Source organism: Nonomuraea sp. NPDC050227, assembly GCF_044459705.1.
In the GTDB taxonomy this organism is placed as follows: Bacteria; Actinomycetota; Actinomycetes; order Streptosporangiales; family Streptosporangiaceae; genus Nonomuraea.
Genome location: NZ_JBITJF010000001.1, coordinates 488,519 through 503,042 on the forward strand (window position 1 = coordinate 488,519; position 14,524 = coordinate 503,042).

Annotated in this window: 14 protein-coding genes and 1 pseudogene; 9 read left to right on the top strand and 6 right to left on the bottom strand. The window is 70.0% G+C overall.

Features of this window, described 5'->3' with window-relative positions:
• Window positions 1–8: 8 nt before the first annotated feature.
• The 4 genes and pseudogenes from dnaJ to ACIBK9_RS02720 all read left to right on the top strand — a co-directional run bounded on the left by dnaJ (window position 9) and on the right by ACIBK9_RS02720 (window position 4,990).
• Window positions 9–1,190 (top strand): molecular chaperone DnaJ, encoded by a 1,182-nt coding sequence (dnaJ, locus tag ACIBK9_RS02705; protein WP_397154646.1) that lies wholly within the window; start codon window positions 9–11, stop codon window positions 1,188–1,190.
• Window positions 1,191–1,193: 3 nt separating this feature from the next.
• Window positions 1,194–1,517, top strand: a pseudogene (locus ACIBK9_RS02710) (heat shock protein transcriptional repressor HspR); the annotation flags it as partial.
• A 30-nt stretch (window positions 1,518–1,547) separates the two neighbouring features.
• A complete protein-coding gene (clpB, locus tag ACIBK9_RS02715; RefSeq protein WP_358290347.1) occupies window positions 1,548–4,118 on the top strand; it encodes an ATP-dependent chaperone ClpB in 2,571 nt (856 codons plus the stop codon).
• 218 nt (window positions 4,119–4,336) lie between these two features.
• Entirely contained in the window at window positions 4,337–4,990 is a 654-nt protein-coding gene (locus tag ACIBK9_RS02720) for a hypothetical protein (protein ID WP_397154649.1), read from the top strand.
• A gap of 153 nt (window positions 4,991–5,143) precedes the next feature.
• On the opposite strand, the gene ACIBK9_RS02725 is transcribed toward ACIBK9_RS02720, so the two are convergent.
• A complete protein-coding gene (locus ACIBK9_RS02725) occupies window positions 5,144–5,674 on the bottom strand; it encodes a tetratricopeptide repeat protein (protein ID WP_352357346.1) in 531 nt (176 codons plus the stop codon).
• Between the two features lie 173 nt (window positions 5,675–5,847).
• Here ACIBK9_RS02725 and ACIBK9_RS02730 point away from each other — a divergent pair, with 173 nt between their 5' ends.
• Window positions 5,848–6,141 carry a hypothetical protein gene (locus ACIBK9_RS02730; RefSeq protein WP_397154651.1) on the top strand — a complete coding sequence of 98 codons (294 nt, stop codon included), beginning with the start codon at window positions 5,848–5,850 and terminating at the stop codon, window positions 6,139–6,141.
• A 190-nt stretch (window positions 6,142–6,331) separates the two neighbouring features.
• On the opposite strand, the gene ACIBK9_RS02735 is transcribed toward ACIBK9_RS02730, so the two are convergent.
• From ACIBK9_RS02735 to ACIBK9_RS02745, 3 genes are all read right to left on the bottom strand, one after another.
• Complete coding sequence (locus tag ACIBK9_RS02735; protein ID WP_387678343.1) at window positions 6,332–6,922, bottom strand: TetR/AcrR family transcriptional regulator; 591 nt, start codon at window positions 6,920–6,922, stop codon at window positions 6,332–6,334.
• A gap of 623 nt (window positions 6,923–7,545) precedes the next feature.
• The gene (locus ACIBK9_RS02740; protein WP_397154653.1) at window positions 7,546–8,619 is read right to left on the bottom strand and encodes a CapA family protein; all 1,074 of its coding nucleotides are present in this window, start codon (window positions 8,617–8,619) and stop codon (window positions 7,546–7,548) included.
• Between the two features lie 59 nt (window positions 8,620–8,678).
• A complete protein-coding gene (locus tag ACIBK9_RS02745; protein ID WP_397154655.1) occupies window positions 8,679–9,506 on the bottom strand; it encodes a helix-turn-helix transcriptional regulator in 828 nt (275 codons plus the stop codon).
• A gap of 109 nt (window positions 9,507–9,615) precedes the next feature.
• Here ACIBK9_RS02745 and ACIBK9_RS02750 point away from each other — a divergent pair, with 109 nt between their 5' ends.
• Both ACIBK9_RS02750 and ACIBK9_RS02755 read left to right on the top strand, forming a co-directional pair.
• Window positions 9,616–11,016, top strand: coding sequence for an MFS transporter (locus tag ACIBK9_RS02750; RefSeq protein WP_397154657.1), 1,401 nt, complete (start codon window positions 9,616–9,618; stop codon window positions 11,014–11,016).
• A gap of 178 nt (window positions 11,017–11,194) precedes the next feature.
• Window positions 11,195–11,701, top strand: a complete 507-nt coding sequence (locus ACIBK9_RS02755; RefSeq protein WP_397154659.1) for a DUF6082 family protein — start codon at window positions 11,195–11,197, stop codon at window positions 11,699–11,701.
• A gap of 33 nt (window positions 11,702–11,734) precedes the next feature.
• Here the strand turns inward: ACIBK9_RS02755 and ACIBK9_RS02760 are convergent, their stop codons facing one another.
• Window positions 11,735–11,953 carry a DUF397 domain-containing protein gene (locus ACIBK9_RS02760; protein WP_397154661.1) on the bottom strand — a complete coding sequence of 73 codons (219 nt, stop codon included), beginning with the start codon at window positions 11,951–11,953 and terminating at the stop codon, window positions 11,735–11,737.
• Window positions 11,954–12,008: 55 nt separating this feature from the next.
• Entirely contained in the window at window positions 12,009–12,872 is an 864-nt protein-coding gene (locus ACIBK9_RS02765) for a helix-turn-helix transcriptional regulator (RefSeq protein WP_352319091.1), read from the bottom strand.
• Between the two features lie 667 nt (window positions 12,873–13,539).
• Here ACIBK9_RS02765 and ACIBK9_RS02770 point away from each other — a divergent pair.
• On the top strand, window positions 13,540–13,755 hold the full coding sequence (locus tag ACIBK9_RS02770; RefSeq protein WP_358290371.1) for a hypothetical protein: 216 nt from the start codon (window positions 13,540–13,542) through the stop codon (window positions 13,753–13,755).
• Window position 13,756: 1 nt separating this feature from the next.
• The gene (locus tag ACIBK9_RS02775) at window positions 13,757–14,407 is read left to right on the top strand and encodes a hypothetical protein (RefSeq protein WP_397154663.1); all 651 of its coding nucleotides are present in this window, start codon (window positions 13,757–13,759) and stop codon (window positions 14,405–14,407) included.
• The last annotated feature ends 117 nt before the right edge of the window (window positions 14,408–14,524 follow it).

Consider the following 14,524-nt stretch of genomic DNA (forward strand, 5'->3'; position numbering starts at 1 on the left):
GGCCGTAGATGAGCACCAAGGACTACCTGGAAAAGGACTACTACGCCGTCCTTGGTGTGCCCAAGACCGCCACCGCCGACGAGATCAAGAAGGCGTACCGGAAGCTGGCCAGGCAGTACCATCCGGACACCAACCAGGGCGACGCCGCCAAGGAGACCAAGTTCAAGGAGGTCTCGGAGGCGTACGACATCCTGTCCGACAGCAAGCGCCGCAAGGAGTACGACGAGGCGCGCACGCTGTTCGGGTCCGGGGTGGGCGGACAGCGCCCCGGCGGTGGCGGTTTCCCGTTCGACTTCGGCGACCTGTTCGGCGGCACCGCCGGCCAGCAGGGCGGGGGCGCCGGTGAGCGGCTCGGCGACCTGTTCGGCGGGCTGTTCAACCGCGGTGGGGCGGGGGGCTCCACCCGCACGACGAGCGCGACCAGACCGCGCCGCGGCCAGGACGTCGAGTCCGAGGTCACGCTCTCGTTCACCGAGGCCGTCGAGGGCACCACGGTCTCGCTCAGGCTGACGAGCTCGGCCGCCTGCACCGCGTGCAGCGGCACCGGCGCCAAGGCGGGCACGACCCCCCGGGTCTGCCCCACCTGCGAGGGCACCGGCGCGGCCAGCCGCAACCTGGGCAACTTCGCCTTCTCCGAGCCCTGCCGCGACTGCAAGGGCCGCGGGCTGCTCGTGGACGACCCCTGCCCCGTGTGCGAGGGCAACGGCCGGGCCAAGAGCACCCGCACGATCCAGGCCAGGATCCCCGCCGGCGTGGCCGACGGGCAGCGGGTCAAGCTCAAGGGCAAGGGCGCGCCGGGCGAGAACGGCGGCCCGGCCGGCGACCTCTACATCCTGACGCACGTCAAGCCGCACCACGTGTTCGGCCGGACGGGCGACAACCTCACGATCACGGTTCCCGTGACGTTCTCGGAGGCCGCGCTGGGCGCCGAGATCAAGGTGCCGATCCTCAAGGGCATGCCGGTGACCCTGCGCGTCCCGGCGGGCACGCCCAACGGCCGCACGTTCCGCGTGCGGGGCAGGGGCGTCACCCGCAAGGACGGCACCAAGGGTGACCTGCTCGCCAGCGTCGAGGTGCTCGTGCCGAAGACGCTCGACGACAAGTCGCGCGAGCTCCTCACCGAGTTCAACACCGCGACCGCGGGCGACGACCCGCGCGCCGATCTCATTCAGCGAGCCAGAAGCGAGTAGCCGATGGACGCCAACTATTTCGACCTGTCCGACGACACGCCTGTTTATGTGATTTCGGTGGCCGCGCAGCTCTCCGGGCTCCATCCGCAGACGCTGCGCCAGTACGACCGGCTCGGCCTGGTCAGCCCGGGCCGCACCGCCGGGCGCGGCCGCCTCTACTCCACAAGAGACATCATCCAGCTCCGCGAGGTCCAGCGGCTCTCCCAGGAGGAGGGCATCAACCTCGCGGGCATCAAGCGGATCCTCGAGCTCGAGAACGAAGCTCTGCGGCTGCGTGAGGAGGTTCACCGCCTGCGCGCCGAGATGCGGATGGTCAGGGCGCTGATCCGCTACGAGCTGCCACCGGGGGCCTAGGTTATGGACTACAAGCTCACCCAGAAGAGCCAGGAAGCTCTCTCGGGTGCCATGCGGCGCGCCGCCGCCGAGGGCAACCCGGAGATCTCTCCGGCCCATCTGCTCTCCACGCTGCTCTCCCAGACGGGCGGCACGGCCGTGCCGCTGCTCGAAGCGGTCGGCGCCGACTGGCGCACGCTGCGGGCGCGCGTCGAGGAGCAGCTCGCGGCGCTGCCGAAGGCTCAGGGCGCGACAGTGGGCGCGCCGTCGAGCTCGCGGCAGCTGCTCACCGTCATGAACACCGCCGCCCAGCACGCCAACCGCCTCGAAGACCTCTATGTCTCGACCGAGCACCTGCTCGTCGGCCTGGCGGCCGACGGCGGCCCGATGGCCGAGCTGCTCAAGGCGCAGGGCGCGACCCCGCAGGCGCTGCTCGACGCCTTCGAGAAGGTACGCGGCCACGCCCGCGTCACCAGCGAGACGCCCGAGGACACCTACCAGGCGCTGGAGAAGTACGGCGTCGACCTGACCGAGCGGGCCCGCGGCGGCGGCCTCGACCCGGTGATCGGCCGCGACTCGGAGATCCGCCGCGTGGTCCAGGTGCTCAGCCGCCGCACCAAGAACAACCCGGTGCTGATCGGCGAGCCCGGCGTCGGCAAGACCGCCGTCGTCGAGGGCCTGGCCCAGCGCATCGTGGCCGGGGACGTGCCCGAGTCGCTGCGCAACAAGCGGCTGATCTCGCTCGACCTGGGCGCGATGGTGGCCGGCGCGAAGTACCGCGGCGAGTTCGAGGAGCGTCTCAAGGCCGTCCTCTCCGAGATCAAGGAGAGCAACGGGCAGATCGTGACGTTCATCGACGAGCTGCACACCGTCGTCGGCGCGGGGGCCGCCGAGGGCGCCATGGACGCCGGCAACATGCTCAAGCCCATGCTGGCCCGCGGCGAGCTGCGCATGATCGGCGCGACCACGCTCGACGAATACCGCGAGCGCATCGAGAAGGACCCCGCGCTGGAACGCCGCTTCCAGCAGGTCTACGTGGGCGAGCCCACGGTCGAGGACACGATCGCGATCCTGCGCGGGCTCAAGGGCCGCTACGAGGCGCACCACCAGGTGCAGATCGCCGACGGCGCGCTGGTCGCCGCCGCCGCCCTGTCCGACCGCTACATCACCAACCGCTTCCTCCCCGACAAGGCCATCGACCTGGTCGACGAGGCCGCCTCGCGGCTGCGCATGGAGATCGACTCCCGTCCCGTGGAGATCGACCAGCTCCAGCGGAGCGTCGACCGCATGAAGATGGAGGAGCTGGCCCTGACGAAGGAGACCGACGAGGCGTCGGTCCAGCGGCTCGACCGCCTGCGCCAGGAGCTGGCCGACCGCCAGGAGGAGCTCAACGCCCTCGTCGGCCGCTGGGAGCACGAGAAGGCCGGGCTCAACAAGGTCGGCGAGCTGAAGAAGCAGCTCGACGAGGCCAGGGGCGCGGCCGAGCGGGCCCAGCGCGACGGCGACTTCGAGGCCGCCTCCCGGCTCATGTACGCCGAGGTGCCCCGGCTGGAGCAGGCCCTCCAGGCCGCCTCCGACGCCGCGCCGCCGGACAACGCCATGGTCAAGGAGGAGGTCGGCGCCGACGACATCGCCGAGGTCATCTCCTCCTGGACGGGCATCCCCGCCGGCCGCCTGCTGGAGGCCGAGACGGCCAAACTGCTGCGGATGGAGGAGGAGCTGGGCCGGCGGCTCATCGGCCAGCAGCAGGCCGTACAGGCCGTCTCCGACGCCGTGCGCCGCAGCAGGGCCGGCATCGCCGACCCCGACCGTCCCACGGGCTCGTTCCTGTTCCTCGGGCCCACCGGTGTGGGCAAGACCGAGCTGGCCAAGGCGCTGGCGGAGTTCCTGTTCGACGACGAGCGGGCGATGACCCGCATCGACATGAGCGAATACTCCGAGAAGCACAGCGTGGCCAGGCTCGTCGGCGCGCCTCCCGGCTACGTCGGCTACGAGGAGGGCGGCCAGCTCACCGAGGCCGTCCGGCGGCGGCCGTACACGGTGGTGCTGCTGGACGAGGTGGAGAAGGCGCACCCGGAGGTGTTCGACATCCTCCTCCAGGTGCTCGACGACGGACGGCTGACCGACGGCCAGGGCCGCACGGTCGACTTCCGCAACACGATCCTGATCCTGACCTCCAACATCGGCTCGCAGTTCCTGGTCGATCCGAAGCTGGAGAACGACGCCAAGCGCGAGGCCGTCATGGGGGCGGTGCGCGGCTCGTTCAAGCCGGAGTTCCTCAACCGGCTCGACGACGTCATCCTCTTCGACGCGCTCGGCTCCGAGGAGCTGGCCCAGATCGTCGACCTCCAGGTCGACCGCCTGGCCCAGCGGCTGGCCGACCGCCGCCTGACGCTGGAGGTCAGCCCGGCCGCCCGCGAATGGCTCTCGCTGACCGGCTACGACCCCCTGTACGGCGCCCGCCCGCTGCGCCGCCTGGTCCAGTCGGCCATCGGCGACAAGCTGGCCAAGGCCGTGCTGTCCGGCGAGATCGCCGACGGCGACAAGGTCAGGGTGGAGCTCGGCGACGACGAGCTGCTCATCCAGCGCGGCTGAGGCGGTGCCGTCGAGCCCGGAGATCCCCGCGGATCTCCGGGCTCCGGCATGTCATGCCAGGGTCATATCCCGTCGCCGCGGGGTAAGGTTCCCGCCACCCTTCGGACAAGCCGCACGCGACCGGCCGGACACGTGGCTAGCTTCGGCGTTCGTCAGATCACCGATTCCGATCAGAGGGACGTGCGGTGTCATCTCGTAAGATCCGAAGCATCCTCACGGTGGCCGTTCTGACCGTGGGCGTCACCTGGCCGGTCGCCGGTCCTTCGGTGGCCGACACCTGCCGGCCGCCTTCCGAGGCGGTCGCCTCGTACTGCGACGGCCACGCCAAGCTCCAGCTCAACGAGGGCAGAACGAACGGCCACCGGGTCGTCACCGAGGAGGTCGGCAAGCTCGCCATGGCCGCCGGTGACATGGCCAGGCGGCTCGGCCTGACGGGTCTGGCGGCCGCCAGGTCCGCCATGGGCCCGCTGGCCGACCTCGGCGGCGTCGGGGCGACGTGGGGCATGCCCTCGCTGAACAGCGCCTCGCCCGCGCTGTTCCCCGCGGCCTCCGGCAACAGCGGGATGCGTGATCTGGCCACGACGCTGCAGGTGCCCGCGCTGCCCGCCCTCCCCGCGCTGCCGCAGACGCCCGTCGCGGCCCGGGTGCCGGCCGAGATGACGCTCGGCGAGAAGCCGACCACCCCCGCCTCGGCCCGCGCCGCGAAGTCGCCGGGCCGGGCGCGGCAGCCGGTGCGGGAGGTCGGCGGCGATCTGATCTCGAACCTGCTGCCCAGGGCCGTGGAGAGCATCGAGGGCGCCTCGACGCTGCCCGGCGGCTACCCCGCGATCGACGGCTTCAGCCGTCTGCTGCCCGGTCTCGACCTGCACTGAGCCAATGTGTCCGGGCGCGGGTCGTGCCTGCCGCGCCCGGCTTCCTCAACCGGAGGGGCCGTGGCCGCGCACTGTCGCGGCCCCTCCGGCCCGGCTTCGCGGGCACGCGACAAGCCGGGCCCCGCGCTGGGGCCCGCCGGCCGGCCCCCGCGACTAGGAGACGAGCTCGTCGAGCTCGTCCTCCGGAAGGCCGAGGTCGACCCTGATCCGGTATCGCGTCCGCAGCAGCGCCACCTGCTCGGGGTCGCCCTCCTCGCAGCCCAGCACGGCCTGGGTGGCCCATTCGAGGCCGCCCCGCAGATCGCCGTAGGCGACCAGGGTCTCCGCGATGGTGTGGGCCGTCGCCGTGGAGACGTCGCCCTCCGCGCGGATGGTCTCGATGAGCTCCCGGGCCTCGTCGGGCCGTTCGAGCTCGAAGAGGGTGTCGGCGATGCCCGCGCGCGGGTCGAAGCCCGCGTCGCCGCCGTCCTCCACGGCGCGCTGGAAACACTCCATCGCGCGTGCGGGCTGTCCCGCCGCTCGCCACTCCTCGGCGGCCAGGACGAGGATGGACGCCCTGGAGACGTCGCCGGACGAATAACCGAGCGCGACGTCGTAAAGCCGACTGGCCAAGGAACTGTGGTCGTCGGCCAGCAGGGCCTGCTCCAGCAGACGATCAAGGTGCTCTCGGGTCACATGCGCCACACCCGCGAGACTACCGAGCCGCCAGGCGGTTTGCCCGGTCAATGCGCATCGCCGGTCACATGCAAATTCGGCAACGTCTCGTCCAAGGCTGGTCACGCTGCGCGTGTATGCGCAGGTCAGCGGGCATATACGGCATGCTTTGCGGTACGCGGGCGGAGGGGGCTGTAATGGGCATGTCCAGGCAGATGACCTTCACGCTGGCTTGCGCCGTCGTTCTCTCGGCCCTCGGGCCCGGCGTGGCCGGGTATCTGTCGGCCCGGCTGGACGCGATCCGCACGGCCGAACGCAACCTGCACGCGCTGCAGGCCAGGCTCGACGTCCGGCAGGCCCGGGACGTCCGGCCGGTGTCGTTCCCCCTGCCCTGCCTGCGTACGCCGGTGACGCCGCGCATCCAGCAGGTGCCCGAGGCGCGGCAGCGGGCCGCGCCCGGCGCCCGGCGGCCGGTCATCGCCGGCACGGCCCGGTGATCCGGCCGGCGACCACGGACCGCACGGCCCGGGCGAGCCCGAGCGCGACGCGGACCGGCCCACGCCTGTGGCGGGGGTCGAAGGGGGCACTGCGCTTGAAGGCGGACGGCGGAAGATCGTACATCTTCACCTCCGGAAGACCCGTGACGGACAGTGACGATCGCTCGTCGCTGTCATGCCCAGATCTCGGTCAGCGTCCCCCCTCGCCCTCGGTCAGCACGTGCGGCGACCACGACTTGAGCTGACGCGACAGGAACCCCCGCATCAGGTGCTTGGCGGCGTCGATGATGTCGGGCGCGCCGGCGGGGTCGCGCCGGAAGGCCAGCTTGAGCACCGCGTCGCCGGCCTCGACCGCGACCAGCACGGCCAGGTCGAGCGTCTCGCTGTCGGCCAGGCCGAACTCCTTGAGCAGCAGCCCGCGCAACCTGCCCGCGATGACCGTGTTGTTCTCGGAGTCGGAGTCGAGCAGGTTGAGGTCGACGACGTCGCCGAAGTGCAGGCTCCGGAAGCCGGGGACCGTGCGGTGCATGTCGACGTACTCGTCGATGATCGCGTCGACGGCCTCCCACCAGCCGCGGTACTCCTCCTCCATGAACCGCAGCCCCACCCGCGCCACGAACTGCTCGACGTTGCGCCGGGTGAGCTCCTGGGTGATGGCCCGCTTGTCGGGGAAGAACTGGTAGACCGAACCGATCGCGACGCCTGCCCGCTCGGCTATGCGGGTGGTGGACAGGGCCTCGTAGCCGGTCTCGTCGAGGAGTTCGGCGCAGGCGTCGAGCATGCGCTCGACGCGCCGGGCGCTGCGGCGTTGGGCCGGCTGCCGCCGGAGAGCTTTGGGGTGGACGCAGTCATCATCCATTTGCGGCGAAGACACGGATTCATCTTCTCTCGTCTGCACGATCGTTACCTACTCATTTGCGGGATTTCTCGGATGACTGCCTGCCGGGTCGCCCGTGGCGAAATCCACGGGCCGGCATAACCGAATTTCCGTACTGGTCGGCGCGCCGAATCCGGCCCGGCGCGCGGCCCGCGGCCCAGCGCGGACGCCTGGTGGCCCGGCGCGGCTCCGGCGAGACGAGGCCCCGAGTAACAGCCCGCCGATGATATGTTCGATAAACGTTCCCCGACGGGGACCGTCATATTGTTCGACACAATCCCGGCACACTGTATTGCGAGACGATATTTCGCGAATAATCTTCAATTCGAGCGATAACGGCGATGCCGGGCCGCGCCGTCGTCGCGCGGGTGGCTGCGCTGCGTCCAGTGGCCGGCCTCAACCGTGCGGCGCCACGGTCGGCCACGGCCGGCCGCCCCGCCGGGCGGTCACCGCCGGCCGCGCCCCGCCGGACTCGACCTGCCGCATGGCGACCTCCTATTGGACGGACTGTCCAGAGGATAGATCGATCATGGCCGCGCGGCCAGCCCCGAGCACGCGCGCAGCGCCTTCCAGTCGCTCACGGCCTGGGTCCTGGCCGTGCCCGTCATCGGGATCGGGATGCCGCCCTGGATCGTGGCCGGGGTCCACTGGTCCTTGAGCACCTTGCGGCCGTTGATCGTCAACGTCAGCACGCCCGTCCTGCCCGTGGTGCCCGGGGTGGAGTTGTAGAAGACGAAGTTGCCCATGCCGTAGCTGACGTAGGCGTTGTCCAGGTATCCGGCGCCGAGCAGGATGTGCGCGTGCCCGCCGACCACGACGTCGGCGCCCGCCGCGACCAGCTTGGGGGCGAGCGAGCGCTGGGCCTCGTTGGGGCACTTCTGCATCTCGGTGCCCCAGTGCAGGTGCACGATGACGGTGTCGGAGTTCTTGCGCGCCTGGCGTACCGCCTTCAGCAGGCTCGCCTCGTCCTTGGCCGAGGCGAGTCCGCCCTTGTCGGCCGTGGCCGTCCACGACTGGATGAACTCGGCGTCGAGCACCTGCGTCGCGCCGATGATCGCCACCCGGTTGCCGTTCACCGTCTTGCGGAAGGGTTTGTAGGCCTGCGCGGCGTTCGCCCCGATGCCCACGATGGGGAACTTGCTGCGCTTGATGGCCGCCAGCGAGTCGGCCAGGCCGCTCTCCATGTAGTCCATGCCGTGGTTGTTGGCCATGGACGCGACGTCCACCCCGGCCGCCTTGAGCGCGTTGAACGCGGTCGCCGGCGCGCGGAAGGTGAACTGCTTGCCGGGCGCGGGCGTCCCGGCCGTGGTGATGGCGGTCTCCAGGTTGACCATCGTCAGGTCGGCCTTGCGCAGCACGTTCGCGATGGGCCCGAGGGCGGTGCCCGGGTTGGCGAGCCTGCCGCGCAGGACGCCCTCGAAGTGCACGTCGCCGCCGAAGGAGATGGTGAACGGCCGGCGCGCGGGCTTCGGCTTCGAGCTCGGCGACTCGGCCGCCTGCTGCTCGACCTGCTTGCTCTGCGGCTCTTTGTCAGGTGCCGACGAACATGCCGCGAGGGAGGCGGCGACGACCAGCACCGGTAGGACACGGGGGAGTCTCATCTACCGCCATTTCCGCTCGATCCAGACTTTTACGGATCGAGCATTCTATGGGCGGCAGATTAGGACTTGGTACCCATCAACCAGGTCAAAGCGGACCTGGTGGCGTCGTCCTTGGGGCTGTAGACGACGAGCCGCGTCTCCGGGGTGGCGGAGACGTTCAGGCTGGTCGTGCTGAAGCGGAGGTCGCCGGCGACCTCGTGCTTGAAGACCTTCACGCGGGGGCCCGGCTCGGCCACGTCCTGCCTGGCCCACATGCGGGCGAACTCGGCGCTCTCCGCGCTCAGCCGCCGCACGAAGTCCTGCCAGCAGGGGTCGTCGGCGTGCCGGCTGTAGGCGCCCCTGAAGACCGCGACCGCGCGCGGCAGCTCCGACTCGCGGTTGACGAGGGTGGTCGCGGCGTGCGGGTTGACGAACGTCTGCCACAACGAGTTCCGCTCGCCGTCCGGGGCCCCGACGACGTGCGGGAACAGGGTGGCGTAGGCGGCGTTCCAGGCCAGCAGGTCAGAACGGCTGTTGGTGACGGACGCGGGCATGTCGCCGAGCTGGTCGAGGATGCCCTGCATCTCGGGCGGCATGCGGCTGGCGTCGGCGACGGCGGGGGGCTCGGCCTGGCCGGTGAGCCGGTAGAGGTGCTGACGCTCGGCGTTGTCCAGCATGAGCGTACGGGCGACGGCGTCGATCACCTGGCCGCTGACGTTGATCGGCCGGCCTTGCTCCAGCCACGTGTACCAGGTGACGCCCACCCCGGCGAGCTGGGCGACCTCCTCGCGGCGCAGCCCCGGCGTACGCCTGCGGGGGCCCGGCGCGAGGTTCACCATCTCGGGGGTGATGCGCTCCCGGCGGGTCCGGAGGAACGCCGCCAGATCCGTACGTCTTGCCTCGGTCACGGTCACACCTCCACTATGGGGGCATCCGCGCACACTTATCCAGGTGCCGCCAATACCAGTATAAAGGGACTCTCGTTACTGGTATCGGATTCGCACAATAATGAAACACATGACCGAATCCGCCACTGTCACCACTCCTGTCCAGGTCACCCCACCGGACAGGGCCAAGGCCAGCGGTCTGCTCCTCGCAGTGATCCTCGTCGGGCAGTTCCTGGCCATCCTCAACGTCAACATCGTCAACGTGGCCACCCCGACCATCGAGGCGGACCTGCACTCCTCCGGCGCGGGGCTGCAGATGATCGTCGCCGGTTACACCATTGTCTATGCCGTCCTCTTGATCACCGGCGCCCGGATCGGCGACCTCTTCGGTTATCGCAACGCCTTCCTCGGCGGTCTGGCCGTGTTCACCGTCACCACGCTCGGCGCCGGCCTCGCGCCCTCGACGGGCTGGCTGATCGGCTTCCGCCTCGCCCAGGGCGCCGGCGCGGCCATGATGATGCCGCAGGTGCTGACCCTGATCCAGCGCAACTACCAGGGCGCGGCCCGCGGACGGGCGATCGGGCTCTGGTCACTGGTGATCAGCGGCGGCATCGTCGTGGGCCAGGCGCTCGGCGGCATCCTGCTCGGTTTCGGCGCCGGCTGGCGGGTGGTGTTCCTGGTGCTCGTGCCGGTCGGGGCGGTGCTGCTCGGCATCGGGTTCCGCGCCCTGCCCGCCGACGAGGGCGGCGGCAGGACCGGGCTCGACCCGTGGGGCCTGGTGACCCTGTCGGCGGCCGTGCTGCTGTTCGTGGTGCCGCTGGTGCTCGGACGTGACCTGGGCTGGCCCGTCTGGGGCTGGGTGTCGATGGGGCTCAGTGTCGTGATGTTCGTGGCGTTCGTCCGGGTCGAGCGCTGGGTGACCGGCCGGGGCGGGCGTCCGCTGGTGGACGCCAAGGTGCTGGCCGCGCCGGGCATGCGTCCCGGCCTGGCGATCCTGCTGTTCGGCCCGGCGACGTGGGGCGCGTTCCTGTTCACCTCGGCCCTGCACCTCCAGGGCGACCTGCACCTGTCCCCGCTCGGCTCGGGCATGATGCTGGTGCCGTGCGCGCTCGCCTTCGGCATCGTCGGCCTGCTGTGGCCGCGGCTGCCGGCTGGGCTGCAGCGCCCGCTCGTCCCGGTCGGCTACGTGGTGGCCGCGCCCGCCTACCTCGGCCTCGGCCTCGCCGCCGACGGCGGCGTCCTGTACGCCGTCATGAGCGCCCTCATCGGCGCCGGGCTCGGCGTGCAGGTGGCGGTGACCAACATGGCGACCGAGCAGGTGGACGGCGCGTACGCGGCGGACGCGAGCGGCGCGCTGCTCACCGTGATGCAGCTCGGCCAGGTCATCGGCGTCTCGACCGTGGGCACCCTGTTCATCTCGCTGAGCCAGGGCCACGGCACCGTCTCGGCCTCCCTCATGGCCGCCGTCGCGATGGCGGGCCTGGCCGTCCTGGCGGGCCTGAGCAGCCTCTTCCTGATCCGCCGCCGCTGACGTGCCGGCCGGCGACGATCGCTCCCGCCCGGTCGCCGACGTCGCCGGTTCGCCTTCACGGGCCGCGGACCCTTCGTCACCATGTAGGCATGGCATCCCGATCTCTGCGGCGGTCGCCCCTGCTGACCCTCCTCCTGGCAGCAGTCGCCTGCCTCATCGCCGCGGCTCCATAGGTCTCGTGCAGGCCAAGGAGATGCGGCTGTCACGCTCGGCCGCCAACCGCGCCCACCACCTCCAGCTCATGCAGCTCCAGATGACCCATCCGGTGTTGCGACGCGGGTTGGGGCTGCCGGCCAACGGCCTCGACCCGCGTCTGCACATCTACCTCAACCTTGTCATGTCGCACTGGGAAGCGGCTTTTGTGCTCGGCGAGATGTCCGAGCGCGTGCTCATCGCGCATGCCCGCAACGAGTTCTTCTCCACCTCGGCAGGCGGGCGCTTCTGGGAGAGCACGCGTGATTACCGACGCGCGACCGCGGACGACAAAACCGCCCTGCGATTCGTCGACGCGATCGACGACGCCTGGCGGCAGAGCAGGACATCAGGGCCGGATCACTTGCTCGTCGGCCCCGCTCGTCCTGCCGTGCTGAACGCTGCGGCGGCGGCTGGGGGCCGGATCTGGGAAACCTTACGAGGCGGGACGAGCCGGCGAACTCGGACCGAGCCTCGTCGTGGGCGGCCCTGAAGGTTGTGTCGTCAACTCGTCAGGGCCGCTTGTTCACCCGGCGGCGAGGGTCTGCAGGTCGAACTCGCCGTCACGCACCCCTGCGGTGAAGGCGGCCCACTCGGACGGCGTGAAGACGAGCACGGGGCCGTCCTCCACCTTGCTGTCCCGCAGGGCGACGTTGCCGTCTGCCAGCGGTGCAACCTCGACACAAGCGGTCGCACCATTACAGAAGGTGCTCTTTCGCCAGCTCGGGATCGTACTGGTGTGCATTTTCTCCCCAAAAGGATATAAGCGGGCCCCATTGCCCGCCTACTGAGACCGCGCTCTAGCGCCGCCACAACATGGCTTTGCGTTGGATGAGTACGCGGGATTCGTCCTCGTCGAGTGCCTCTGCCCACATGTGGTCAAAAGCGTTCTCATAACCGGCGACTCGTTCGAGGTCCTCTACGAAGTGAGCAGTGTACAAGTGCTCCAAATAGACGACATCGTCGAAACCGGTGAACTTCAGGTGAATGAACGCCCCGGTATTGACCGGATGGAGCGAGTCCAGCGGCAACACCCGGACGTTGACGTGCGGCAACAGGGAGACCTCGATGAGGTGTTCCATCTGCTCCCGCATGACCGAGGGCTCCCCGAAGCGCCGCATCAGCACCGCTTCGTCGAGCACCACGTTGAGGCGGCAGGGATCGGGCCGGTGCAGAACCCGTTGCTGCCGGTCTAGGCGGGCCTCGACGCGACTGCGCACGCCGCTGTGCGTGATCCGGACGATTCCGCGCGCGGAGAGGATGACCTCTCGCGCGTAGTCCTCGGTCTGGAGGAGACCGGACACCAACTGGGGTTCCCAGTTGCGCTGAACCGTCGCCTCCGCCTCCAGCCCGAGAAGCCTGATGTACTCCTCGGGAAGGGAGTCTTCATAATCTTCCCACCACCCACGCTGCTCCGCATCTCGCAGGAGGCCGAAGAGTTCGTCAAGTCTGTCGCCGTCGAGGCTGTAGAGCTCGCCCAACGCCTTGATGTCGGCGGCGCTGGGCATGGTCTTCGCGGCTTCGATGCGGCTGACCTTGCTGGCCGACCAGCCGAGCTCGCGCGCCGCCCGGGCCCCGGTGAACTTCCGTCGTTCGCGAAGGAGGCGCAACTCCTGGCCTAGGCGGAGCCTGCGCACTGTCGGACTGCCCTGCTGCGATGGCACCGTCCACTCTCCTTGTCGGGAATGAAGGTGTGGCGGGAACGGATCGTTTGGCAACCCGGTTTGTGGGCCGTTCACTCAATCTTACACTGCAACTTGCACGAACTCTGCCGCATGGGGTTGCCCGAAGGCTTTCACGGAGAGAGCGTGGGAGCAAGACAAGGCTTCACGTAGGTATAGAGGTCAGGGGGAGGATTTACGGCCGTCCTGGAGGTCCCGTGTGCCCCTGACAGAACGCGTGCAAGTTGCACGGCAACTAGAACGGCAATCTGCGAAGAAACTTAATTCTTCCCTTGCTCGATGTATTGCAGCATCACCGAACGCGGAGGACGATCGAGCCAGGAGGGTTCTCGTCCGACGAGGGGAGGCCGGGATGACGAAACGGCCCCGCACGTCGGACTCTCCGCTCACGATCGGGCGCCCGCGCGAGGGCCGCCTCACCGGCAACGGAGCCGTCCCGGATTCGAATGTCCAGCCAAGGGAGGCCGCTTGCCGGAAGGACCGTCCCATCGCCTGAAAAGCGTGTCGCTCATCGGAGCACGAAGAAATTGCCGGGCCGAGACCGGATCCGCGTTCGCCGCATATGGGCTGCCACCCTGCGGCGGGACGGGACCCGACCTGCGACCCGGCGAAGAAGCCACCTCTGGAAATGCCGCGAAAGGGGTCTTCTATGTACTCACAAGGTACCAAGGGGCTCGGCCGAATCAAGTCCCGGATCCGGGATCTGATCGCATGGACGGACCGCGAGATCTGCATGGAGCCGGACGAGTTCGCCATCTACCGGGGCTGGACGGTCACCAGGACCGGCTTCGGCGCCCGCGCCTACCGCGACCCGCGTTTCGACCAGCTCACGGTGGCGTCACGGGTGCCCGAGGAGGTGTCCTGACGTGTCGAGGAACCCGCGCAACCAGATCTACCCGGCCGTCGAGGACCTCCCGGGCGCGGGCGGCGGGGGCCCGCTGACGCGGATCTGGCGCGTCCGGAGCGAGCTCATGGCGCTCGGCGGGCTGGGGCTGTTGGTCCTGGCTCTGCTGGGCGTCGCGCGGGGCGGCCACTGGGTGCCGTTCGTCCTGCTGAGCAGCGCCGTCTCCGTGCCCGCCGCCACCAGGGCCGGCCGCAACCGGGCCCTGGCCCACTTCTGGTGCGTGGTCTCCCGCCACCGCCTGCAGCGGCTCTGCCTGGAGACGACCATGCACACCCGGTCGGGACGGATCCCGCTGGTGCTCTGGATCACGCCGTCGGCCAGGGGCGAGAAGGCGCTGGTCATGACGCGGGCGGGCATCTCGGCCGAGGAGTTCGACGCGTACGCCGAGGAGATCGCGGCGGCCTGCTGGGCCAGGAGCGCGACCGTCCACAGGCACCGCGACCGGGCCCACCTGCTGCTGGTGGAGATCGTCCGGCGGGACGAGCTGCCCGGCGTGACCGCTCCCGGCCTGGACCGCCTGTACGGCCGCCGCTCCTGGACGCCGCTGCGGTCCGGCCTTGAGGAGCCGCACGATCTGCGCACGCCGCCGGCGTTGCCGCAGGTCGTCCGATGACCTAGGGAAAGCGGGACATCTCCCTAGGAACGGCCCCGGGGACCGCGGGGGCTCCCGGGGCTTCCCCATGCGCACGGGACGGGCCAAGATGAGTTCACCTGGCGAACTCAGGAGTCG

Bases quoted from the DNA above. Each gene is read 5' to 3' on its own strand.
- dnaJ (WP_397154646.1), top strand. From the start codon at position 9: ATGAGCACCAAGGACTACCTGGAAAAGGACTACTACGCCGTCCTTGGT.
- clpB (WP_358290347.1), top strand. From the start codon at position 1,548: ATGGACTACAAGCTCACCCAGAAGAGCCAGGAAGCTCTCTCGGGTGCC.
- ACIBK9_RS02730 (WP_397154651.1), top strand. From the start codon at position 5,848: ATGTCCAGGCAGATGACCTTCACGCTGGCTTGCGCCGTCGTTCTCTCG.
- ACIBK9_RS02735 (WP_387678343.1), bottom strand. From the start codon at position 6,922: ATGCTCGACGCCTGCGCCGAACTCCTCGACGAGACCGGCTACGAGGCC.
- ACIBK9_RS02740 (WP_397154653.1), bottom strand. From the start codon at position 8,619: ATGAGACTCCCCCGTGTCCTACCGGTGCTGGTCGTCGCCGCCTCCCTC.
- ACIBK9_RS02750 (WP_397154657.1), top strand. From the start codon at position 9,616: ATGACCGAATCCGCCACTGTCACCACTCCTGTCCAGGTCACCCCACCG.
- ACIBK9_RS02760 (WP_397154661.1), bottom strand. From the start codon at position 11,953: ATGCACACCAGTACGATCCCGAGCTGGCGAAAGAGCACCTTCTGTAAT.
- ACIBK9_RS02770 (WP_358290371.1), top strand. From the start codon at position 13,540: ATGTACTCACAAGGTACCAAGGGGCTCGGCCGAATCAAGTCCCGGATC.